We start from the raw sequence: 19,896 nt of genomic DNA on the forward strand, positions 1-19,896 counted from the left end.
AAAAATCAAATTCGGGCGCTTCAAATACTATATACCAAATCGATGCAAATGAGGCATACAAACAATACACTGCATACATAGCGAAGAGCATACTCAATGTCTGTATAATACGCTCGGTTAACATCGGACTAATTCTGAAAGAACTTGAATTCATCGGGTGGAGTACAAAATTACAAGGTTCAAAATAACAACACAGCCTATAACAATCAATATCGCCTTGAAACTTTATTCAGTAATCTTGTAATTTTCAAATCTTACAATTTCCAATACGCATAAAAAACACCAGAGTGCCGGGTGGCCGGCTGCTCTGATGGGAGGGATTTGTCAGGATGGGCTGGTGCCTTTCAGAAAGGTAATTATATACTTACCGAACTCCGTTACTAACTGACTTACAATGGGAGATGCTATCGCTACAATGCCGAGCCATAGAACAGGACTTTTATCTCCGTGCTTATCGTGATGTTCGTTCAATTCTTTTTTCCGGCGGGCAAAGTATGCCGAATACGTTCCGAGCACTTCCTTTACCGTTGCTGCGTTTGTCTCATTCGCGATGCGGTTCTTTAACTCCACAACTTTTTGGTAAGTGTCATTCAGAAAATCATAATAGATAAACCGGGTATCAAAAGGTCGCGCCAGGGTATAGCAGTTATATATGAATTCTTCCTGGCTGGATATATTGCGGACTGCGTTCGGATCGTCATAGCGCACGCCCTGCTCAACGCCTTTATCATTGGCGGCCAGTTGCTGATACTTGGCACTGATAAAATTTTCTGCTCGCTCTACGCGGGTCGTAATGGCTTCTGCTGTTGGCAGATCTATAGCTTCTATTACGTTGTCCAGAATTTGGTTTTTAAGCGTGGCATACTCACTTCTTAATTTTTTGGCCTGTTGTGTTCCGATGAAATAGGGCAACAGGAAGAAGACTATAAAAAACACCATCAGTATAGTAAACAACACGGGGTTAAAACTAACACTGATGTTTCCCAGCGATAACTCCGTGCTATTAACAGGTTTCAGAGTCCAGAATAAAAGACTAATGAATAACGCATTGGGTATTAACCCGGCAAACTGTGCTACGAGGAATCGCGCGCGCGAATCTTCATCTATAAATCGTGAACTGAGAATACTGTTAATAATAGGCAGCGTAAGTATATACGCTCCTAAAATAAAGGCTGTAGCAGCCTGAAGATTGAACAGCCTGATCTCTTCTATCGATGCCGCATGGAAGTAATGAATGCCGATAACAACCGGATAAGCAATAAGCCACAACGCAGAGAGAACCTGAAAAATGATAGACACTGCTATATTCTTTATACCGAAGTCATAGCCAGCCCATCCGCCTACTGCTTTATAGGGCACTTTCGGACTTCCCAGAAATCCCCAGATAATAAACGCTACCAGCATACCTATATTAGAAAACAGTATACTGATAAGAACTATATATAGGTTAAAGAACCGGCCGATGGTGAAAAGAAATGCGAACAGAAATAAATTAGGGACTACAACCATTAGCTCGTTATCGATGAAGCGATCTTTATCAAGGCGATTGAGATACTTCGTCATAATGATATAGGTAGTCCACACGTAGAGGATGTATATGATGATGAATGCGATGAAAATAAGAATCTCACTCATGGAAATATAAATGATGTAAGCAGTCAGAACAAAAAAGCCCACCAATTCCTTTACAGGAATATGATGGGCTCACGAAACGAATATACATTTTTATCAGGCAAAATCCAATACCTTCTCACCGCGCCTACTTCCAGCGCGCTGCAGGTTGCTATAGCAGTACACTTGCTGCGCGCGAAAAAATTCCGAAGCTCTTACCCGTAAAACAAACTATATAGCGAAATACAAATTTACTTTTAGCCGAAGCCAGGAGCAGGTAAAAATACCTGTTTATAAAAACACACATTTATGCCCTGTTCATCAACCTCACTTTTGCGTGACCTTTATTCCATCAAAAGCTTTTGACACGTGGAGACAGAACACCACTAAAAACGAACCCGCCCGTAAGGGGTCTTTCTTACGGGGGCTAATTCCGAAAAGCCAAATAAAGTAGGAGCAAATTTAAATCGAGATAAACATGCCAGTATTAAATCCAAACTCCACAGTAGTGGTGCAAGGCGGAACAAAAGGAAGAACGTTAACCATCACAGCACCCGCATCAAATCAGATCGCTGATTTCCCAACCGTAAATGGTGTATCGATTCCGTTGAGCGCAGTGCCTAAGAACGTAACCATACCCATGAACAGTAATTGGAATTTTATATCCCGTGCTGTAGCCATTACCTACACCCTGCAATAACGTTATGATGGTCGTGGTATAGCATTGTACTACGACCATTATACTTTCCAACGCCTTAAGCTGCAGCCATGCGCAAGCTGCAAAAGTTACATACCGCCAAAGAAACTTCTGATTTCTAAGCTCTTTTTCCGGAAAGTCGGTAAGGCCGAGGTAAGGTGTTCCTAAGGCCATCCTAAACCCTTCCTATACCCGTGCGCTATAGCATGCTACTTTGGCAGAAAACGGAAGAAAATTTTGGTATAGCGACAGGTATATACCGAGTGTCAATTCGCTTTTCCTTTTATGACAACCGCGAGCAGTCCGCTTACGAGTCCTATGAAGGCAGCAAGCCCCGTGTTAAACAATGCCAGGGCAAACCATGTGAGCGGTGTTATTTCTATAGCCAACTCGGCCGTGTTAGCGTTCAAAAGTGTAGATATAGCCCAACCAACGGATGCATCGAAGAACCCGAGGATTGCCGCGAACAACACACCCGTTGCCAGTCCGTATTGCCTGGTGGCGATGAAAGCTGTTGTACCATAGATAGCAAATGATACCCAACCTAAAGCGGAGTAATCAAAATTTAACTGCCGTGAAGCCAACGAGCCAAGGGCGTCAAGTAGTGTAACGGCCAACATGCCGTACAGGAGTATTTTATACTTTTGATTCATTTGTGATGTATAGCTTTGTGAAACACTACCAAATCATTCCGATCATTAAAAACACAACCGCTGTGGTTGTAAAGATTAGTGTCTTCAGCATGGCCTCCGTATTAATAGCGTATTGCTCACGGATATTCGCCTTGCAGACAATCCACAAGCACCATATATATACTATTGCAGCGCCTATATATTGTATCAGCGGAATACTGGGGAACAGTATACCCCCGATATACTCGCGCATATTCAGTGCCTGCACGAACAAAAGCACTTCAGAAGCAGAAACGTATGTGAGGTATATCGTTACCAGTATCCAGCCGATCTTCTTTCTTTGCCAGAAGAAGAATGCGGCCAACGGAGTAACAACCAATGGCAGGAAATATAGCACCAGCGAAGGATCAAACTCGGCAGCATCATCAAACAACAGGAAGCCGGCAAAGTCATACAGGGTATAGATATAGTATAGGGCGAGCACCAGGAAGAATATACTGATGGCTTGTATCTGTCGGTCGGTTGTTATGGGGCCGGTTTGATAGGGATTCACAGCGTCCGTTACCGTAGCGCTCCATGCAGTTACCTTCTCCTCGATGGCGCGCTGCGTAGCATGACTTTGCTCTATACGAAGTTGATCAGCTTCAAGCTCTGCCTGTGCTTCACGGAGTTGTTCAGGTGTGAGTTGGCGGTTGGCAATTTCTGCTGTGGCAGCTTCCAGCGCCAGGGGCTGATACTCGGATGGATTGTTGATGATCCTGAGCAGGTCAGACGTACTGGTCTTTTTATACCGTTCGGCAAATTCGTTCATCGTAAGGAGCAGTGTAGGTTAAGCGATTGCAAAGTTATCACTATTTACCCGCCAACACAACGTCATTTCGAGCGAGCTGCATTTCCTATAGTATGCGATCTTTCCACGAAATCCCGAACTAATAAACGGAATTTTTAAACCCTTCTTCTTTTATAAATATACCCTGATATCAAGTTAACCACATAGGCAAGCTGGCCTATAATAAGCAATATTCCCCAAAGTGAGTTTATGTTCATGTGGCGGGCACGCCCCTTGAGCAAGGCTTTTATAATATCTGATTGCGCACCGGGAACTGCACTAGATTTCAAAAACCACGATTGTGTTAAAAGAAAAAACAGGACAACTAAAACTGTAATTCCAATATGAAGCCATGACAGAACTCCTGAGCGTAGTATACCCACTGTAAAGTAGTATAAAAGCCAACTGAGTACCAGGAAGGCAAGCACTAAATATAAAATTTCCTCATTCCCAATAAATATTGTAAATGCACCAATGTGTAGTATTATCGAATCGCCCCAAACCAAAAGCTGTGTGATAAGCACGAGCACAGCTACGAAAAGTAAAAGTGTTTGAGGTTGATACAAAAACTTTTGTTTCCTCCGAATTTCTGGTCGAGCATCCAGAATATATTTTTCCTGATTATTCATTCTCAAAGCTATACTGGAATGGGATGCATTGGATTATTCATCAACGAAAAAAACATCGTTGTTGCAAATACTGCACCTGTTACAAGTGTAGCCGCCACCGCTACGCCAATTAATTTAACCCAGAAACTTAAACCCGTTACTTTAGCAAGAGAACTATATCCTAAATAAGTAAGGCAAGGCATAACTATAATCGCAGATATAAAATTACCATAGAGTACAAACATCAAAGTCTCAAGGGAATAAATAACCGTAAACCAATGGTAAAGATAGAAAAGACCGGCAACAAGCGCACTGACAATAGTAGCAACTATATTCTTATTGCTCTCGCCTAAGCGGAACAGTGTTAGTATAGCAAGGAAGACTGCTATCGATGGAAAGATTGCCAGGGTTTTCATGCAAACTTCGAATTGTAATATTCTTCTATCGAGAACGAGCCGTTATCTATTTGTGCTATAAATGTAGCGAGATCGCTACTGATTTGCTCGACAATAAATGGATCGTGAAACAAGCCATATACATTACCTTTTGTATTTATAGCGAGGTAGTTGCCATCTTCGAGGTCTTTAATGGTATAGTATGTTTTGCCTGAGAGCTCTATTTCAAATCCATTGTCCAAATCGAGGTGGGTGCATTTCAAATCTTTCAATGCAGCTTTATACTTGATGTTTTCTTCTGATTGATGTGGTTTAAAACGAAGACCGCTAACATCAATCCGGGTGAGATCATATTTACCGACCGGATATCTGCAGCCTAGCAATGCACCATCATAAAGATCAAGCTCCACCTCTTTATAGTTTTGATCGGTTAAATCAAAAACTTTGATACCCACAAGAAGACCATTTAATTTCGGAGACTCATTAAGGTATTGCTGGTATGCAGCCGGACTATACTTTGTCTTTTTCCAGCCGTTCTTCCGGGCAGTATGATCTACTACGTCTATCAGAGACTCCGGAGCGACTTGCTTTGTTAGATAAGAGTATTTAGTTGGCAGAGCACTTACTACTCCGTGAAGAAGTTCATATTCCCAAGACTGAATATACTTCTTCTTTTTGTTGAACAGGTTGAACATACGGGCAAAGGTTGGTATCGATACTTGCAAGCTGCAAAAAATAGAGATATATGCCAACCGATGAATATTACATTTTCATATGGTCTGTATATAACGCACATCAGAGTCCCGGAGACCGGTGACTCTGATGGGGAGGAAAGGTTGAACATACGGGCAAGGGTTAGTATCGATACGTGCAAGCTGCAAAAAATAGAGAATATATGCCAACCGATGAATGCTCATTTTCATATAGTCTGTACTACCGTACATCAGAGTTCCGGAATCCTTGAAACCGGTGACCCTGATAGGTTGGAAGCTAAATATGTCCTCCTTTTATAGCCAAGGACTTCGATAATTCAATCATCCACCAACCACCTGTATAGAAATTTGCCACCATGATTACATATGCAATCAACCAATAGAAAATTTTCTGTTGCCAATTAACATTCTTAATTTTGATTATTGTTAATACTATGAGTGTTAAAATCCCTAACAACAAAATTACAGCTGGACTCATAAAATCTAAGGTATAGGCATTCTCTATTCCGGTAGGCTTTACTAACGACATGTCTTGAAAAATAAAAGGTGCATCTGAGTAGGTCAACATTGCAAAGGCCTTTCTCTTAACTGAATCTTCAAAGGGTTCAAACTTATCACAGGCATTTACAAACAAATATGCAAAATAGATATGAACTATTGTGAAAGCTATAGCTACTATCCAGTACTGTGTTATTTTAAATGATACTCCTTTGTACTCAAATCTGCCATTTTCATCTTGGAATTTTAGTCTTGCCACTAATAAAGCTAATGCGGCAGCCGACAGATAAAGTAAACTTAATCGGTCAGCACGGCTGATAAGCCCGCTTATTAAATTGTCAACTAAGTCATTTTCCATTTCTATCGAATATCTGTTTTATAAGAGAGAAAAGAAATATAATTCCATAGAATGCAATTATAATTACACCTATTGCTAACAGACACCAAAGCGCAGTCTTTAATAGACTCAAAAAAAAGTTTACTGGATCAAAGCTCATAGATTCATGCCTGATTTAATATATATACAATGATTAAATTAATTTGAAGCCGCGTCAGCAAACCGTTTAACTATATCAAACGTATAGCATAGTTTGAAGCCAACCGAAAACGCAACCTTATTATAAAATATACTGTTATCATTTAAATCTATTGACGTCTGGATTTCATTGTTAATAGTGTACGGCTGATCATTCCCTTTATACTTCTCAACAAAATAATCTCGTGGTTGTTTAACAGGAAAAAATTCAGCAACCAATAAAGCAGTAAATCCACCAGACGTTCTATACCCCCACCCTATTCCTATATCTATGTTACTTCTGCTTCCACCATTTGCTATCGCTGTTAGGTTAACAGGATTGATAAATAAGGCATAAGACCAACCATAGGCAATATTAGTAGTCATGGTTTGGTATGAGCCATCTGATTGTCTAACCTGCCTGCTCACTTCATAGATATATGGCGAGTATATAATTCCCAAAGACAAGTTTGTTCGTAAAGCTGTAGCATCTTGAATCTTAACAAAGTTGGTAACCTTGTCGATAACAGGCTCTTCATATAGATCGGTCAAAATACCGGAAAACCCAGCGCCTAACATAAATGATATTCTCGTATTAAGGCCGCCATCGTCATCTGCCGCGCGAGAACCACTGTTTGTCGCACCACTACTATTCTGAGTGCCACTCCCCTGGGTATTACTATTTGGTGTATTGTTGACTTGCGCATTCAACACAGTGAAAAAAAATAACTGTACCAATATGGGTAAAGCTATTGCTCGTAGGTAGTTTTTTGTCATGATGATTTTTTTATGATTACAAACAAATAATTAAGAGGCGGGCGAAATAAAAAAAGCCCATCTCTTGCTGTTTACGCAATAGATGGGCTCTGATACTAAGTTAGTAAAAACATTGCTACGTCCTAGCAACTTTAGAATATATTTATCTGACAAAGGTGCACTTATAAGCATCCATACTATATCTACGAAAATTCCAATTGCTTATTTTGACGCCTTCGGAAACAAAAACATACCATTCGGAAACAATTTTTGCCCGATAGGGCTATATCCTATAGTTTCAGGAAAAGACATAGCCCTATTTGATTTTATGAATAAAATATATATTTTAGTTGAGGATTCCTTGACCTGCCCGATTGATGTGCCATTAAAATCCTCTCTCCTTCGCACGTTAATCACAACCCTGAATATCAGCAAAGCCCACCTGGAATCAGATATTGTATATACTTTGATACACTAGTGGTGCAATTGCAATTCTAGTCAATCTCTACTATAAACAACTACTCTCACTACAAAACCATTGTAACAATGACTTTAAGAGATTATCAAGATCTATCGAAAAAAACAGTTCAAGGCTATAACTTAAAAAATAAGGAACACTACTTTCTTGGTTATTTAGGTCTTGCGGGCGAGACAGGAAGTGTCCTTACATTACTTAAAAAGCTTCTTCGAGATGGAGAGGGCTTTGGTAGTTTTGAATCACAATTGAAAGAGGAACTTGGTGATGTCCTATGGTATATAGCCGCAATCGCATCGCACTATAATTTTGATCTTGATGAAGTCGCAAAAATAAATTTAGAAAAAACCAAAGATCGTTTTGAGGGGTCGTATTTCTCCAACATTCCGCGACTAGATGATAAATATGAACAGCGATTTCCAGATTCATTTATAGTTCAATTCGAAGAGCAAACGAATGGTTCATTTCTTGAAGTTTCAATGACGTGGGAAAAAGGTAAATTAGGCGATCCATTAACAGATAACGCACGAATACCAAATGACTATCGTTATCATGACGTGTTTCATTTAGGTCATGTAGCATTTTTAGGATGGTCGCCGGTAATGCGTCATCTAATGGGACTTAAGCGAAAAAGTGATCCGCATACATTGGATTGCGAAGATCGCGGCCGCCCACAAGTAGCAGAAGAAGCCGTAACTCTCATTATTTTTAACTACGCAAAAGGGAACAAGATGTTGAAGGAGAGTGATCGAATAGACACCGATTTACTAAGAACCGTGAAGCAGATTGTAATAGACTTGGAAGTCTCCGTTATAACAGCTAACCATTGGGAAAAAACGATAATAGAATCTTACAAAGTATTTCACAAGCTGGTTGAGAACAGAGGAGGAAAGGTGTTAGTTTCTGTGGCCGAACGGAAACTAGAATATATAGGCACTTAAAGAAATATATAAACAAGAATGGTTACACACTTTAAAAAACTATCCCTTCCCAAAAAATCCAAAGTATATAGTACATATTGGAAATTTGCGGAAAAGAGAAACGAAGTATTTTTAAATAGACTTAGAGATCCGTTAGGTCCTTGGACCGATGATCCTGTCATTAGGCAGAATAGATTTACAAATGTTTTTAGAGCAACTGATAGGGTGAGTCAGTATCTGATACGACTACAGTATAGTGGAGCACCACCTGAAGATGTCTTTTTTAAAACCCTCTTATTTAAGATTTTCAACAAAATTGAAACATATAGCTATCTACAAAAAGAGCTAAAAGATATATCCTATTCTAACTTTTCCATAAAACGTTACGATGAATTACTTACAATGAGAATGGCCGAAAATAAGCCTATTTATTCGGCTGCGTATATCATGCCATCAGCAGGAAATGTCTTTGGGTATAAATATAAACATACTAATCATTTAGCTCTGTTAAAAAAAATAATAGATGATAACACATATCTACGAGTTGTTCAATCTAAAAGCCTAGCTGATGTTTATAAAATCATGCTATCATATCCTTCATTTGGCAGCTTCCTCGCTTTTCAATATACTATTGACATCAACTATAGCAGCTTAACAAATTTTTCCGAGATGGATTTTGTAGTGGCTGGCCCCGGAGCCAAAAACGGCATCTTAAAATGTTTTGATACTCTTGGAGACTATACATTAGAAGACGTTATAAAATGGATCACTGATAACCAAGAAAAGGAATGTGCTGACTATGAAATACATCTTCCTAAACTATGGGGAAGGAATTTACATTTAATTGACTGTCAAAATATATTTTGTGAAGTTGACAAATATTTGAGAGTAACAAATCCTTCACTTAATGAGAGATCAGGCAAGACACGTATTAAGCAAAAATTTACGACAGCAAAGGGAGCTATATCGTATTTCTTTCCGCCAAAATGGAACATAAATGATAAACAACCACTATGTCAATTGAAAACAAACGCAAGCATCTTTTCATAAGCCATCATCATAAAGATGATGCTGACGTATCAAAATTCATTGGGTTAATGCAAGAAAAAGGTTATGACATCAGAAATAGTTCAATTAGGGTAAAACCTGAAAACCAAGAAAGAATAGACAAAAAAAGAGTCAGTGATGACGTAATTAGACGCCTTCTAAGAATGAAAATTTCTTGGGCTGGCACTACAGTAGTGCTAATTGGTAAAGAAACTCATGAACGTGAATGGGTGAATTGGGAACTTGAACAATCAGCCAAACAAGGCAAGAGAATTGTTGGTGTATTTTTAAGTGGGGGGAGCAATGCGGATATTCCAAAAGCATTTGAAGAATATGGAGCCGCGTTGGTTAAGTGGAATTCTGAAAGTATAATGAGAGCCCTTGAGGGGGAGAATAACTTTGAAAATCCCGATGGAACAACAAGGGATGCTCCAAATAGAGGAACAACTGGAATTTGTTAGCTATGACTAAAATTTACATATATGTCGTTGACAGAGATATCGGTTTTGCTCCGAACCCCTTTTTTAGCTATTGCACACTTGCAACATGCAAACCCAAAATCAGAAATACTGCATCAATTGACGACTGGGTAATTGGAGTAGGGGGAAGAAGATTGAAGGCCACAGGCAAGTGCATTTATGCTATGAAAGTCAGTGAAAAAATTACATTCAACGAATACTGGAATGATATAAGGTTTAGAACAAAACGTCCTGTCAGAAACGGAAGTAAAGTAACTATTGTAGGAGACAATATATATCACTTTGACGAACAAACAAATCAATGGCATCAAGCCCATTCCCACCACAGTTTGCCAGATGGCTCCTTGAATGAATTTAATCTAAAGCGAGATACTTTATCAAAAAATGTACTTATCTCAAATCAGTTCTACTACTTCGGAACCGAGGCGCCTACAATTCCCGCAGAAATGCTTGAGGAGATCCAATACATAAACGCCGTTGGGCATAGAGTTTATAGGTTCGAAACAGCAAGCAAAATCGTTGCCTGGATACAGAATAACTATAAACATTCAATTAATCAACTGATAGGTTTTCCTTTTGAACTTGACAAAAGTGAATCACACTATTCTGTTAAAACAAATCGTATGACCAAAGCTACCATTAGTAAATAATCCAGAACAAATGAAACTTCCCCTCGCAATGATTGTGTTGTGGCATCCCGAATTTAGTGACGGCCAAGAATACTCAAATCTTATCTTTTCGGAGTTTAATAGGAAGATAGAAGACCCCCTTTCCAGGGGCATAAATATACCTATATTCTTCAGACATCAAGTTCCCTTGATACCTATTCCATACGATACATATAAATTTATTGTAGTAGTTGCGTTGATCGACAAAAACTTCGTCTTAGGAGGTAAGTATGGAGATAATTTTTCTGATTACTTAAAAGAAGTTATAAGTAGCAAGTCTCAACACCCTTTAGTTATACCAGTCGCAGTTGACAAATCTGCATTTTCGTTAGATATTAACTACCTAAATTTTGTCCGCCTATATGAACATGAGAACAAAAAGGACTATTTAATAAATGTGATTTCTCATGAGACCACTAGACATCTCTATGATGTAAAATCAGCTCCGCGTGAGGGCTCGCCTCCCCCTTTAAGATTATTCATAAGTCACTCAAAAGGAGATGGCGTTAAAATCGCGAAACAAATTAAAAGTTACGTTGATCTATCTTCGTCTTTGCAGACTTTTTTTGATGCAAATGATATAGCAATAGGATATGATTTTTCTAAAGAAATTGAAAAGTACATACAAGACACTGTTCTTATTGCAATCCATACTGATAGTTACTCGAGTCGCGAGTGGTGCAGACGTGAAATACTACTTGCTAAGGAAAACAACCGGCCAATAGTTGTGCTTAATTGCTTTAAAAATGGAGAATCACGCAGTTTCCCATACATGGCAAATGTATTAACTATACACTTTGATTGCATTAATGAGTCAGTACTACCAACTCTTCTCACAGCAGTAATGAAGGAAACCCTTCGATTAAAATATCAAGAACTACTAATAGAATGCATTGCAAAAGAAGCTGGAATAGCTGATATATCAGCATCCATATCAGCTTATCCGCCTGAATTGGTCACCGTACTAAAAAAGAGAAATAGATTGAACAATCTCTTTATATATCCCGATCCACCCATTGGGACAGAGGAATTATCAATAATAAAAGAATTGGATCCAGATATTAAATTCATTACACCATCAGAATTATATGTGTATAGAATGGGAGCAAAAATAGTCGAAAATGGAAAAGCCATAGGTATATCAATTTCAGAGAGTGATGAAATGGAAAAGCTTGGATTGAGTCGCCTTCACTTACAAAATGAAATGGTGGAAATTGCAAGGTATCTACTTAGTAAAGGATATAACTTGGCCTATGGAGGAGACCTCAATTATGATTCACAATTCAATTTTCTTGAAATCCTTTTCCAATTGGCAATGACATATGGAGGGTCTCCTAGTGCACGAATAATTAACTATTCTGCCTTTCCTCTTTATACAAAAATCTCCGCAGCAAGAGAAGCTGAAATTAAACGGGTAGCAAAAATTATACGAGTCAATCCATCTAACGAATTTGACGAGTGGACCGAAGTCCGATATGAAAGCGCAAGTGAAGAACAGCGCCAATACCTAAATAAATTGTTTGACCCAAAAGATGCCGAGGCAAAAGAAATCTGGTCTAGAAGTCTAACGAAAATGCGAGAAACTATGGCCAATGATATTTCTGCAAGAATCGTATTAGGAGGTAAAATCAGCAACTTCTTGGGTAAAATGCCAGGAGTTGTTGAGGAAGCTACAATTTGTATCAACAATGGGATCACTCTTTTCGTGAATAGCACTTTCGGCGGGGCGTCTTCTATTCTTCTCGAAGAGGATTTATTTAAAGAAAAACTCGTCCCTACATCGAATAACAAAATAACAGTTTATCGTGGCACCGAAGAATTCGCAGACATCGAAAATTTTATGCTGGCAAGTGCTTACTAAATAGGCAATTTAAAGATTGACTATCTCTTTTTGAGTTCATGAACGAGTTTTTCAAAAAGCTCCGTCAAATTGCCATTATTATTGTAAGTATTTATATACCCGCTGTTACTATTGCTCCCCTGTCCTTCATTCCTATGTATAGCAACAGCCTCATGAGTGAAAAAATACTCAGGATCAATTCTATATAACTCGGACAACTTTCTCGCTATATCCATTGAGAGTCTTGCCTTACCACTTTCAATTTTCGCATATTCATCGGCTGAAATTTCAAGTGAGTTGGCAACATCTTCAATCTCCCAATTATTGGCAATTCGTAAAGCACTGAGTTTGGTTCTGGACATATATCTGACTTTATAAAGTATTGCAATTTATAACTTCTCCGGCATTTTATTCAAAATTTCTATCAGGCGGTCGCGTTCCTTTCGGGCGGTGGATAATTCGGATTTAAGAAGCAATATCGTTTCGTTCTTCTCCTCAATAATTTTATCCTTCTCACCCAATAGTTGTAGAAACAGATCTTTGACTTTATCATCTCCCCGATCATTGTAGCTTCCAATAACACCGCTATTGCTATGGCTGTTCGGGCCGCTGTTATAGTTTATAGTCGGTAACTCGTCCGAGAAAAAATATTCAGGGGTGATCTTATACAACTCCGCCAACTTCTTCACGCGATCAACCGTGAGTCGTGTTTGGCCGGATTCCAACTTGGAGTAGGTGTTCTGGTTTATGCCCAGCTCGGAAGCTATATATTCCTGTGTATAGCCGTTGACCTCCCGTAGTACTCGCATGATCTTGCTCTCATTCATCGCCTCTATCATTTTCGGTGATAAACTATCCGTTTATCGGGTTATTCATTGCTGCGTGTGGTAGCTATCCTATATATCTAAAACAACCTTTGTGCAGCAAGCATCTAAAATTACTCAATCATTTGTAAAGAGTAAACAGAACGATGCTGGTAATTTTTCATCTCAACCTATATATGTTATATGCAAACAAAAACCGAATCACCTCAACACCTGCCACCTGAGCTGGAAGAAGCGTTTCTGCAATTTCTGGGTGCAACCAACCCGAGCGAACTGCGGCAACATTTAACGGGTATTCTCTTCGAGTACCTGATAGCCCGGTGTGATGATCTCCCCGAGAACTTCAACGCCACACTCGAAGATCTTTACAACCTCTTTATACTATTAGAAACATCGGGCAAGCATGCCCACTCGTGGCATGCCCAGGCATCGTAATCTATACCTATATACCTAAACCAAGCCAAAAAAAGTCCCTCGCCTTTAAAAACCCTCCACGACTTATTTATTACCAAACCAACTAAACCTGTTAAGTCATGGAATTTACTCGCAAGGGCGCGTGTACACTGGCCTGCACGCTATTGATCTTTATCAGCGCCTGTAAAGATGAACTCACGCACAACACACTGCAACGTGCACTGCTCGTTAACAAGCAAAATCTGCAGCATATAACACTGGCCGAACAGTATGCTTACCTGGACAACCACCTCTCTACGCTGGCCAACGGTATACTCGGTGTAACGGACGATCGTACCTTCCGCACGCAGCTATACCGTGAACTGGAAAAACGTTTCGATGGCGACTATAACACGCTGCTCACCACGCTGAACGAAAAAATACCCGGCCTCTATAAACAATTAGCGGCATCGCCCTATACGAATGCCGATGCTTTTAACGTTTCATTGGAAGCATTTACGGGTATACCCGATAGTAGTGGCGAAGTAAATTTATACCCGCAGCTATATATACCGAACTATACCGAACTTAAAGCGAAAGGATTGTTAAACAGTAACCCTACTATAGTGTGGTATAACGGAGATGAAAATCGTACGTGGCAAGACGGCTTGCGCCTTAACTCACTCGGCAAACCCGAAACCGTTCGTGTAGATGAAGACTATACGCACAACAACGAGGTGTGGGTGGTATCGCTCAGCGAGAGTTATCACGGTGGCGATATAGTATATCTGCCGCAGGAGCCGGAGCCCTCGCCCGCGGCTGAACGCATTGCCTGCCTGCAGCTACCGTATTGCAGTGCGAGCAACCAAGCGTGGGAGCATGGCAAGATGCGCAACTTCAGACTCAACTGCGATTATGATAATATATTCTCGGGCAGTAACGATGTAGCCGATAACTCGTATTGCACCTTTCCACGCAGGATCAATCCGTTTAATGGTTCGCGTGTTGATCCGCAGTGGATCGGCAACAGCGACCATCGTTTACTCAAGAAAGCAAACCCGGGCTATTGCTATGCCGATTTCAACAAGATGTTCTTTGAAGAGTGGCGCACGGCTGGCACCAATCCACCCAACCACCAGGGCAGACGCGGCAACCTGTTGTTCTTTGTATTCTTCGAGTTCGACAACTGGCCTGCCAGGCTGAAAGCTAAAGATGTAGTATATACGCAGTATGGTATACGTGCCGATGGCAGTTGGGGCATGCTGGAAACCGTATTAACAATCATGTACAGGTCGTCACAATCAGAACTTGCCTCGGGCGTTATGGATTCAACGGATGGTTGTGATGGCAAGGTATGCGATAATCAGCGGCATCCGTGTGGGTATCGCGTGCAGAATAATTGCTTTGAAGTTCAATTTAGTACCGAGTAAATATATACCGATTTTGAAACACGTGTTGTTTGTTTATATAGCGTTGTGTGCGCATAGTCTTGTACAGGCACAGGAAACGAGGGGTCGCTTCTTTATAGAAGTCGGGGCAACTGCGCGCACCACTATATTTTATCGTCATGATGCGGAGCGTCACACGAGTCTGCTGCACCCCAATGCCCCGTATGATTATCGTGCCGGTGTAAATGGCACGGGTATACAGGTTACTCCGGGCATAGCGTTAACAAAGTCTGTAAGATTACACGCGGGCACTACGCTGCGGTATGATGTATACAGGATCCATACGGATGATAGTCGCGACCATACGTTTTATGTGGATGAGTCGGTGTTTATTACCAAAACGTTTGGAGATATAGTGTATATCGGTGGCGGGTATACGTTTTATAATATTGGCAAGTCGCTGCACTACCATAACAACGGCACTGACGAAACACTGAGACTTCAGTTTAATTCATTTGATATAGTAAGCGGTGTATATTTCCGCCGGGTGTGGATCGAGCCACGGATATCTGTTGTACGGAAGGATTTTCCGGGGAGTATTAAGGAGCGGGCTACGTTGCTGGGGGTGAGAGTTTTTTATGTGTTGAAGTGTTGATGTGTTGGGGTGTTGATGTTTTGCTGACGCCAGAATTTGGGAGCCCACAGATTGTGCAGATATACGCAGATAAAATACAGAAGAACAATTCCTGCAACATCAACACAAAGAAACCTAAACACGTACACACCTAAACACCTATACACAACGTACCTCAACACATCAACACGTCAACACTTCAACACAAAGAAACACCTAAACACGTGCGCACGTTATTCGCAGACCACTCTGCCCGAAGTGATAATGTCATCGTAGCCGAAAGCATTTTCGCGCAGGCCTACGGAACAGAACTCAATGTTTACATCTCCGTTTTCTGCTATGGTAACGTAGAGTTCGCCGGTTGTTGCTACATAGTATGTCCAGCCATCGTAGTACTTTACAGTGGCGTCACTGTCGTAGTCGATATATTGGCCAATGCTATATATTTTGTCTTCGTCGGGAATTGAACCTTCAAGCTCAATCTTGAATTCTTTATAGTTAGCATAGTAGGCGATCAAAAATTTTTCACTACTATATGAGGAGCAGCTGAAGGTTGCATTGGTAAACGTAATTTTGGAATTATCCAGGCTCACAATGTTCTTGGAAAGAGAGGTAGCGCAGGGTGCCACAACGGGTATCTTTACCTCGCATTGCTGGCAGCGGCCACCGCAGTCGATGTCGGTTTCGTCCTGGTTGCGGATGCCGTCTGTGCAGGTGGCAACAATGAGGGGGTTTTCCTGCTCCATTAAACACGAGGTTAGCAACAGTGCTGTTATAAACGTATAAAGTATATTTCGCTTCATGCGTATGTGTCGTTATTAAAAGAGTATATATCCCAGGCCAATATTGATGTTGAACAGGTAATACCCTGCCAGACTCTGGTGTACGCTATAGCCGGAGTATTCCTGCACGTTCCAGTCGTCTTCCACTTCCGTCAGAAAGTTTGTTGGCACAAAGGCCCATCCGAATTCCACTCCGGTTTTTAGCAGCAGGTTTTTAGCAAGCATGCTTTGTCTGCCAACACCGAATGAGACAGCCGGATATATAAAATCATCACGAAATTGTTTGGTTGTTGATTTCTTGTTGTCGTACGTATTTGTTCTTGTTACAAAGATGTTGATGGTTCTGTAGTAGCCGATGGGCGGTACGGATGCTGATCCTGCGAAGTCGTAGAACTTGAGGTGCAGGCCGAGGGCTTGTCCTTTTACTACATCATACTCATCGGTGTTATAATCTACGTCATCAAATTCAGATGGTGCACTGGTATAGTATGCGCGTGTGGTACCTACAATCGGCATGCTATAAGACACTCCCAGACTAACGCGTTTGTGTATAAGATACTCCAGCGTAACCTGTGGCCGCACATTGAATGCAAAGCGGTTTACTTTTTGTGTTCGCGCATCGTCACCACCCGGGTTTACCAACACGGTGTTGTTCATGTTCATCACAAAAAATGCCGGTGTCGGGTTTGCATCGGCAAAGATCGTAAAGCGTTTACCCATATAGCCGGGTACTTGTGCTGTAGCGGCAAACACGTTGATCAGCAGCACGAGGGTATATCTAATTCTCATTGCTTTACTTTTTTCAGTTGAAAGAGTGTATAGTATATATTCGATTGCAACAGCGACTTCGTGTCGCGCATGTTCATGGTGCGCACGTCAACAAGCTCCAGCGCCTGCGTGCGAACATTAAAGGTGAGTGCGAAATATAGCGTTGCACCTTTCGGGGTTGCTACCATGGTGGCAAACAACGGAGCCATGGCCGGAGTAATGATCGCGCCTGCTATTAAGAAACCTTTTCCTCTTCGCTTGCGCGTCATGGTAAATTCGCCCATCCATACGAAGTGATCGGTTTTATAGGTGTCGGCCAATGCTATAATCTCGTTATATATAGGACTCACGCGGGCGTCTTCGAAACGCATCTGTTCATCGATCCAGTCGTTAAGGATGCTGTTGCTTTGCATCACATTTACCCGGGCTGATGAAAGGTTGTTGGGGTTGATGATGTCGGCTTTCATATTCAGTCTGCCGGCTGCATCCCATATTTTCTGATCGATCTGCGTAAGCACTTTTTCAGACTCGATGTGGCGCATCTTCTGGCGCTTGCGGGTGTCGATCTTTTTATACATCGGGTTTACCACTACCACCTTGTCTACATTCAGCAACTTCTTGTCTTTTGCCCGCTTCTTTTTCTTACGGAAAGAATTTCCGTTATCTTCTTTGTCGGCAAGCGCTATCTGCTTGTCGAGGATCTCAAAAAATGCAGCGTTGTTTTTAAATCCGGTAAAGGCGTGCTGCGTGTAGGGGTACCGTAAGTCTGCTATTTCCTTGTCGGATGCATTGCGCAGGAATTTCTTTTCGAGGTCGTACGCATCTTTATCGAGCGAGCGGATCACATCGTTCAGCATCACGGCAATCTCTTTGTTGTTGGGTTCTTCTTCCAGACATTTATAGAGATGGCGTATGGCAAGTACACTTACTTCATAAGACGACTGGCGTTCGAAGAATATACCGAGGCGCTGCGGGTCGCCCGCCCACTCGCTCTTTTTAAAATCAAAATGGTCGTTGAGTTTATCTTTTGCCAGGCCGTACAATGCCTTGGCTATAATTTGTTTCAGGTATACCGATGTGGGCTCCTCTTCCTGCAAACTGGTGGCCAGTAATATAGCATCAAGGTAACGATGCTCCAGCAGGTACAAACGACAGAGTTCAAAACGCGCCAGCTTGCGGTTCTTCTCAAATATACTCTTGGCCAACCGGAAATGTTTACCGCCTTTGGCATTGTGAAATTTTACGGCTATGGCTTCTCTGCGCTTGCGTATGTTGGGGTGCGAATAAAGCGTGTCGTTGTAATCTTCAATAGCTTGTATCGGATCTACCTTACGCACCACAAGGGTATCCGGAAATATATACTTGCCGGATTCATAGTAGCGCTTGTTAAAATATACCCAGCCCAACGGCAGATCGGCATACTTCAATACGTTAAATACATTCTGGATAGAATCTTTGGTATATACCGACTTGTTGTAGATCTCCGCTCCATCCAGGTCGGCTTCCATTTCAAGTTCTTTGGAGAACGAACTCTTGGCAAACATTTTTGCTTCGCGCGAAAGTTTACGGTAGTCTTTGGAACGGTCTATATCTATATTGGTAACGTAACGGTTAATAACGTGCTTCTTCTGGTAGTGCACTACTTCGTGCGCCAGTACAAAGGCAAGTTGTGCTTCACTCTCCAGTCGCGCCAGCAGGCCGAGGTTTACGAATATAATTCCATTGTTGGTAGTAAAGGCGTTGGGTATAGCAGACTTCACGGTATATACGCGAATCTTTCCTTGTAATTCCGGATAGGGCTTAAGGATCTCTGCGAGTACATCGGCAGTATATAGTGTTATGTCATCGTTGAACAATACGTTACCGCTGGTGAGGAACTCATCGAGGCTGAATGTACTTTCGAGGTAAAACTTCTTTTTGTTTCTGCGGTCGCGCTTGTTCCTGGCGGCCGACATGTTTGTAACTTCTGTAGCAAACTTGCTTGCGGATAGTTCAGTGAAGTCTTTGGGAACGAGTCCTTGCGGAAGCAGGGTTTTATAATGGTTAAAATCCTGCGCGTTGGTTAGTACACAACATGCTGCCACGAGGGCAACTGCCAGATAGCGTCTCATAGGTAGATTAGAATCGGATGCAAGTTTCTTAACATTTTCCGTAACACCCAACGGCCTCTCCTTACGATGTATGATTATTGATGTGTTTGCAGCGATTACTACGCAACAGGCATCTGTATTGAAAATTATAGGTTAAGACATACCCCGTTCGTTATGATAAACCTGTTGCTGCATAAAACTGTAACCTTGCCAAAAATAATACAGCGCGGGTTCATCCGCAGAAATTAGATGTATACTTGTTCATCGGGAAAAAATACAACTCCATCGCTACTGCGCACTTCTCATCTTCAAATGATGAGAATTATCCGGGGCAG

At 41.2% G+C, this 19,896-nt stretch carries 22 protein-coding genes; 9 read left to right on the forward strand and 13 right to left on the reverse strand.

Annotation, left to right across the window (positions count from 1 at the left end):
- Positions 1 to 324 precede the first annotated feature (324 nt).
- Positions 325 to 1,635, reverse strand: a complete 1,311-nt coding sequence (locus ACFQ21_RS11955) for a hypothetical protein (RefSeq protein ID WP_377579269.1) — start codon at positions 1,633 to 1,635, stop codon at positions 325 to 327.
- Positions 1,636 to 2,089: 454 nt separating this feature from the next.
- On the opposite strand from ACFQ21_RS11955, the gene ACFQ21_RS11960 reads away from it, so the two are divergent.
- Positions 2,090 to 2,311: a hypothetical protein gene (locus ACFQ21_RS11960; protein ID WP_377579271.1), complete on the forward strand. Its 222-nt coding sequence runs from the start codon at positions 2,090 to 2,092 to the stop codon at positions 2,309 to 2,311.
- Positions 2,312 to 2,574: 263 nt separating this feature from the next.
- Here the strand turns inward: ACFQ21_RS11960 and ACFQ21_RS11965 are convergent, their stop codons facing one another.
- The 7 genes from ACFQ21_RS11965 to ACFQ21_RS11995 all read right to left on the reverse strand — a co-directional run bounded on the left by ACFQ21_RS11965 (position 2,575) and on the right by ACFQ21_RS11995 (position 7,274).
- Positions 2,575 to 2,961, reverse strand: coding sequence for a hypothetical protein (locus ACFQ21_RS11965; RefSeq protein ID WP_377579273.1), 387 nt, complete (start codon positions 2,959 to 2,961; stop codon positions 2,575 to 2,577).
- A 25-nt stretch (positions 2,962 to 2,986) separates the two neighbouring features.
- Positions 2,987 to 3,751, reverse strand: a complete 765-nt coding sequence (locus tag ACFQ21_RS11970) for a hypothetical protein (RefSeq protein WP_377579275.1) — start codon at positions 3,749 to 3,751, stop codon at positions 2,987 to 2,989.
- Positions 3,752 to 3,885: 134 nt separating this feature from the next.
- On the reverse strand, positions 3,886 to 4,398 hold the full coding sequence (locus tag ACFQ21_RS11975; RefSeq protein WP_377579277.1) for a hypothetical protein: 513 nt from the start codon (positions 4,396 to 4,398) through the stop codon (positions 3,886 to 3,888).
- 8 nt (positions 4,399 to 4,406) lie between these two features.
- Positions 4,407 to 4,793: a hypothetical protein gene (locus ACFQ21_RS11980; protein WP_377579279.1), complete on the reverse strand. Its 387-nt coding sequence runs from the start codon at positions 4,791 to 4,793 to the stop codon at positions 4,407 to 4,409.
- Positions 4,790 to 5,467 (reverse strand): hypothetical protein, encoded by a 678-nt coding sequence (locus ACFQ21_RS11985; protein WP_377579281.1) that lies wholly within the window; start codon positions 5,465 to 5,467, stop codon positions 4,790 to 4,792. Before ACFQ21_RS11985 ends, ACFQ21_RS11980 begins: the two co-directional genes overlap by 4 nt.
- Before the next feature lie 295 nt (positions 5,468 to 5,762).
- Entirely contained in the window at positions 5,763 to 6,341 is a 579-nt protein-coding gene (locus ACFQ21_RS11990; RefSeq protein WP_377579283.1) for a hypothetical protein, read from the reverse strand.
- A gap of 177 nt (positions 6,342 to 6,518) precedes the next feature.
- Positions 6,519 to 7,274 carry a hypothetical protein gene (locus ACFQ21_RS11995; protein WP_377579285.1) on the reverse strand — a complete coding sequence of 252 codons (756 nt, stop codon included), beginning with the start codon at positions 7,272 to 7,274 and terminating at the stop codon, positions 6,519 to 6,521.
- A 525-nt stretch (positions 7,275 to 7,799) separates the two neighbouring features.
- On the opposite strand from ACFQ21_RS11995, the gene ACFQ21_RS12000 reads away from it, so the two are divergent.
- From ACFQ21_RS12000 to ACFQ21_RS12020, 5 genes are read left to right on the forward strand one after another with little or no spacing between them, the layout of a single operon-like run.
- On the forward strand, positions 7,800 to 8,669 hold the full coding sequence (locus ACFQ21_RS12000; RefSeq protein WP_377579287.1) for a nucleoside triphosphate pyrophosphohydrolase family protein: 870 nt from the start codon (positions 7,800 to 7,802) through the stop codon (positions 8,667 to 8,669).
- Between the two features lie 18 nt (positions 8,670 to 8,687).
- Positions 8,688 to 9,698, forward strand: coding sequence for a nucleotide kinase domain-containing protein (locus ACFQ21_RS12005; protein WP_377579289.1), 1,011 nt, complete (start codon positions 8,688 to 8,690; stop codon positions 9,696 to 9,698).
- Positions 9,662 to 10,156, forward strand: a complete 495-nt coding sequence (locus ACFQ21_RS12010) for a TIR domain-containing protein (RefSeq protein ID WP_377579291.1) — start codon at positions 9,662 to 9,664, stop codon at positions 10,154 to 10,156. The genes ACFQ21_RS12005 and ACFQ21_RS12010 overlap by 37 nt, the downstream gene beginning before the upstream one ends.
- A 2-nt stretch (positions 10,157 to 10,158) precedes the next feature.
- Positions 10,159 to 10,824, forward strand: a complete 666-nt coding sequence (locus tag ACFQ21_RS12015; protein ID WP_377579293.1) for an Nmad2 family putative nucleotide modification protein — start codon at positions 10,159 to 10,161, stop codon at positions 10,822 to 10,824.
- Between the two features lie 10 nt (positions 10,825 to 10,834).
- Positions 10,835 to 12,703: a TIR domain-containing protein gene (locus tag ACFQ21_RS12020; protein WP_377579295.1), complete on the forward strand. Its 1,869-nt coding sequence runs from the start codon at positions 10,835 to 10,837 to the stop codon at positions 12,701 to 12,703.
- 20 nt (positions 12,704 to 12,723) lie between these two features.
- Here the strand turns inward: ACFQ21_RS12020 and ACFQ21_RS12025 are convergent, their stop codons facing one another.
- Together ACFQ21_RS12025 and ACFQ21_RS12030 are read right to left on the reverse strand one after the other, a co-directional pair.
- Positions 12,724 to 13,044, reverse strand: a complete 321-nt coding sequence (locus ACFQ21_RS12025) for a helix-turn-helix domain-containing protein (protein WP_377579297.1) — start codon at positions 13,042 to 13,044, stop codon at positions 12,724 to 12,726.
- A gap of 27 nt (positions 13,045 to 13,071) precedes the next feature.
- Complete coding sequence (locus ACFQ21_RS12030) at positions 13,072 to 13,491, reverse strand: helix-turn-helix domain-containing protein (RefSeq protein WP_377579299.1); 420 nt, start codon at positions 13,489 to 13,491, stop codon at positions 13,072 to 13,074.
- Positions 13,492 to 13,689: 198 nt separating this feature from the next.
- Between ACFQ21_RS12030 and ACFQ21_RS12035 the strand changes: the two genes are divergently transcribed.
- The 3 genes from ACFQ21_RS12035 to ACFQ21_RS12045 all read left to right on the forward strand — a co-directional run bounded on the left by ACFQ21_RS12035 (position 13,690) and on the right by ACFQ21_RS12045 (position 15,942).
- Positions 13,690 to 13,941: a hypothetical protein gene (locus tag ACFQ21_RS12035; RefSeq protein ID WP_377579301.1), complete on the forward strand. Its 252-nt coding sequence runs from the start codon at positions 13,690 to 13,692 to the stop codon at positions 13,939 to 13,941.
- Positions 13,942 to 14,039: 98 nt separating this feature from the next.
- A complete protein-coding gene (locus ACFQ21_RS12040) occupies positions 14,040 to 15,329 on the forward strand; it encodes a hypothetical protein (RefSeq protein ID WP_377579303.1) in 1,290 nt (429 codons plus the stop codon).
- Between the two features lie 13 nt (positions 15,330 to 15,342).
- Positions 15,343 to 15,942 (forward strand): hypothetical protein, encoded by a 600-nt coding sequence (locus tag ACFQ21_RS12045; protein WP_377579305.1) that lies wholly within the window; start codon positions 15,343 to 15,345, stop codon positions 15,940 to 15,942.
- Between the two features lie 212 nt (positions 15,943 to 16,154).
- On the opposite strand, the gene ACFQ21_RS12050 is transcribed toward ACFQ21_RS12045, so the two are convergent.
- Genes ACFQ21_RS12050 through ACFQ21_RS12060 form a run of 3 tightly spaced genes read right to left on the reverse strand, consistent with a single transcriptional unit; the run spans position 16,155 to position 19,582 of the window.
- Positions 16,155 to 16,724: a hypothetical protein gene (locus tag ACFQ21_RS12050; RefSeq protein WP_377579307.1), complete on the reverse strand. Its 570-nt coding sequence runs from the start codon at positions 16,722 to 16,724 to the stop codon at positions 16,155 to 16,157.
- 15 nt (positions 16,725 to 16,739) lie between these two features.
- Positions 16,740 to 17,492, reverse strand: a complete 753-nt coding sequence (locus ACFQ21_RS12055) for a hypothetical protein (RefSeq protein WP_377579309.1) — start codon at positions 17,490 to 17,492, stop codon at positions 16,740 to 16,742.
- Entirely contained in the window at positions 17,489 to 19,582 is a 2,094-nt protein-coding gene (locus tag ACFQ21_RS12060) for a M48 family metallopeptidase (protein WP_377579311.1), read from the reverse strand. The genes ACFQ21_RS12055 and ACFQ21_RS12060 overlap by 4 nt, the downstream gene beginning before the upstream one ends.
- Positions 19,583 to 19,896: the final 314 nt, after the last annotated feature.

This window comes from Ohtaekwangia kribbensis (assembly GCF_042676245.1).
Classification (GTDB): Bacteria; Bacteroidota; Bacteroidia; order Cytophagales; family Cyclobacteriaceae; genus Ohtaekwangia; species Ohtaekwangia kribbensis.

What these genes read in the sequence shown, in the direction of transcription:
- ACFQ21_RS11955 (WP_377579269.1), bottom strand. Translation starts at nt 1,635, where the DNA reads ATGAGTGAGATTCTTATTTTCATCGCATTCATCATCATATACATCCTC.
- ACFQ21_RS11960 (WP_377579271.1), top strand. Translation starts at nt 2,090, where the DNA reads ATGCCAGTATTAAATCCAAACTCCACAGTAGTGGTGCAAGGCGGAACA.
- ACFQ21_RS11965 (WP_377579273.1), bottom strand. Translation starts at nt 2,961, where the DNA reads ATGAATCAAAAGTATAAAATACTCCTGTACGGCATGTTGGCCGTTACA.
- ACFQ21_RS11970 (WP_377579275.1), bottom strand. Translation starts at nt 3,751, where the DNA reads ATGAACGAATTTGCCGAACGGTATAAAAAGACCAGTACGTCTGACCTG.
- ACFQ21_RS11975 (WP_377579277.1), bottom strand. Translation starts at nt 4,398, where the DNA reads ATGAATAATCAGGAAAAATATATTCTGGATGCTCGACCAGAAATTCGG.
- ACFQ21_RS11980 (WP_377579279.1), bottom strand. Translation starts at nt 4,793, where the DNA reads ATGAAAACCCTGGCAATCTTTCCATCGATAGCAGTCTTCCTTGCTATA.
- ACFQ21_RS11985 (WP_377579281.1), bottom strand. Translation starts at nt 5,467, where the DNA reads ATGTTCAACCTGTTCAACAAAAAGAAGAAGTATATTCAGTCTTGGGAA.
- ACFQ21_RS11990 (WP_377579283.1), bottom strand. Translation starts at nt 6,341, where the DNA reads ATGGAAAATGACTTAGTTGACAATTTAATAAGCGGGCTTATCAGCCGT.
- ACFQ21_RS11995 (WP_377579285.1), bottom strand. Translation starts at nt 7,274, where the DNA reads ATGACAAAAAACTACCTACGAGCAATAGCTTTACCCATATTGGTACAG.
- ACFQ21_RS12000 (WP_377579287.1), top strand. Translation starts at nt 7,800, where the DNA reads ATGACTTTAAGAGATTATCAAGATCTATCGAAAAAAACAGTTCAAGGC.
- ACFQ21_RS12005 (WP_377579289.1), top strand. Translation starts at nt 8,688, where the DNA reads ATGGTTACACACTTTAAAAAACTATCCCTTCCCAAAAAATCCAAAGTA.
- ACFQ21_RS12010 (WP_377579291.1), top strand. Translation starts at nt 9,662, where the DNA reads ATGTCAATTGAAAACAAACGCAAGCATCTTTTCATAAGCCATCATCAT.
- ACFQ21_RS12015 (WP_377579293.1), top strand. Translation starts at nt 10,159, where the DNA reads ATGACTAAAATTTACATATATGTCGTTGACAGAGATATCGGTTTTGCT.
- ACFQ21_RS12020 (WP_377579295.1), top strand. Translation starts at nt 10,835, where the DNA reads ATGAAACTTCCCCTCGCAATGATTGTGTTGTGGCATCCCGAATTTAGT.
- ACFQ21_RS12025 (WP_377579297.1), bottom strand. Translation starts at nt 13,044, where the DNA reads ATGTCCAGAACCAAACTCAGTGCTTTACGAATTGCCAATAATTGGGAG.
- ACFQ21_RS12030 (WP_377579299.1), bottom strand. Translation starts at nt 13,491, where the DNA reads ATGCGAGTACTACGGGAGGTCAACGGCTATACACAGGAATATATAGCT.
- ACFQ21_RS12035 (WP_377579301.1), top strand. Translation starts at nt 13,690, where the DNA reads ATGCAAACAAAAACCGAATCACCTCAACACCTGCCACCTGAGCTGGAA.
- ACFQ21_RS12040 (WP_377579303.1), top strand. Translation starts at nt 14,040, where the DNA reads ATGGAATTTACTCGCAAGGGCGCGTGTACACTGGCCTGCACGCTATTG.
- ACFQ21_RS12050 (WP_377579307.1), bottom strand. Translation starts at nt 16,724, where the DNA reads ATGAAGCGAAATATACTTTATACGTTTATAACAGCACTGTTGCTAACC.
- ACFQ21_RS12055 (WP_377579309.1), bottom strand. Translation starts at nt 17,492, where the DNA reads ATGAGAATTAGATATACCCTCGTGCTGCTGATCAACGTGTTTGCCGCT.
- ACFQ21_RS12060 (WP_377579311.1), bottom strand. Translation starts at nt 19,582, where the DNA reads ATGAGACGCTATCTGGCAGTTGCCCTCGTGGCAGCATGTTGTGTACTA.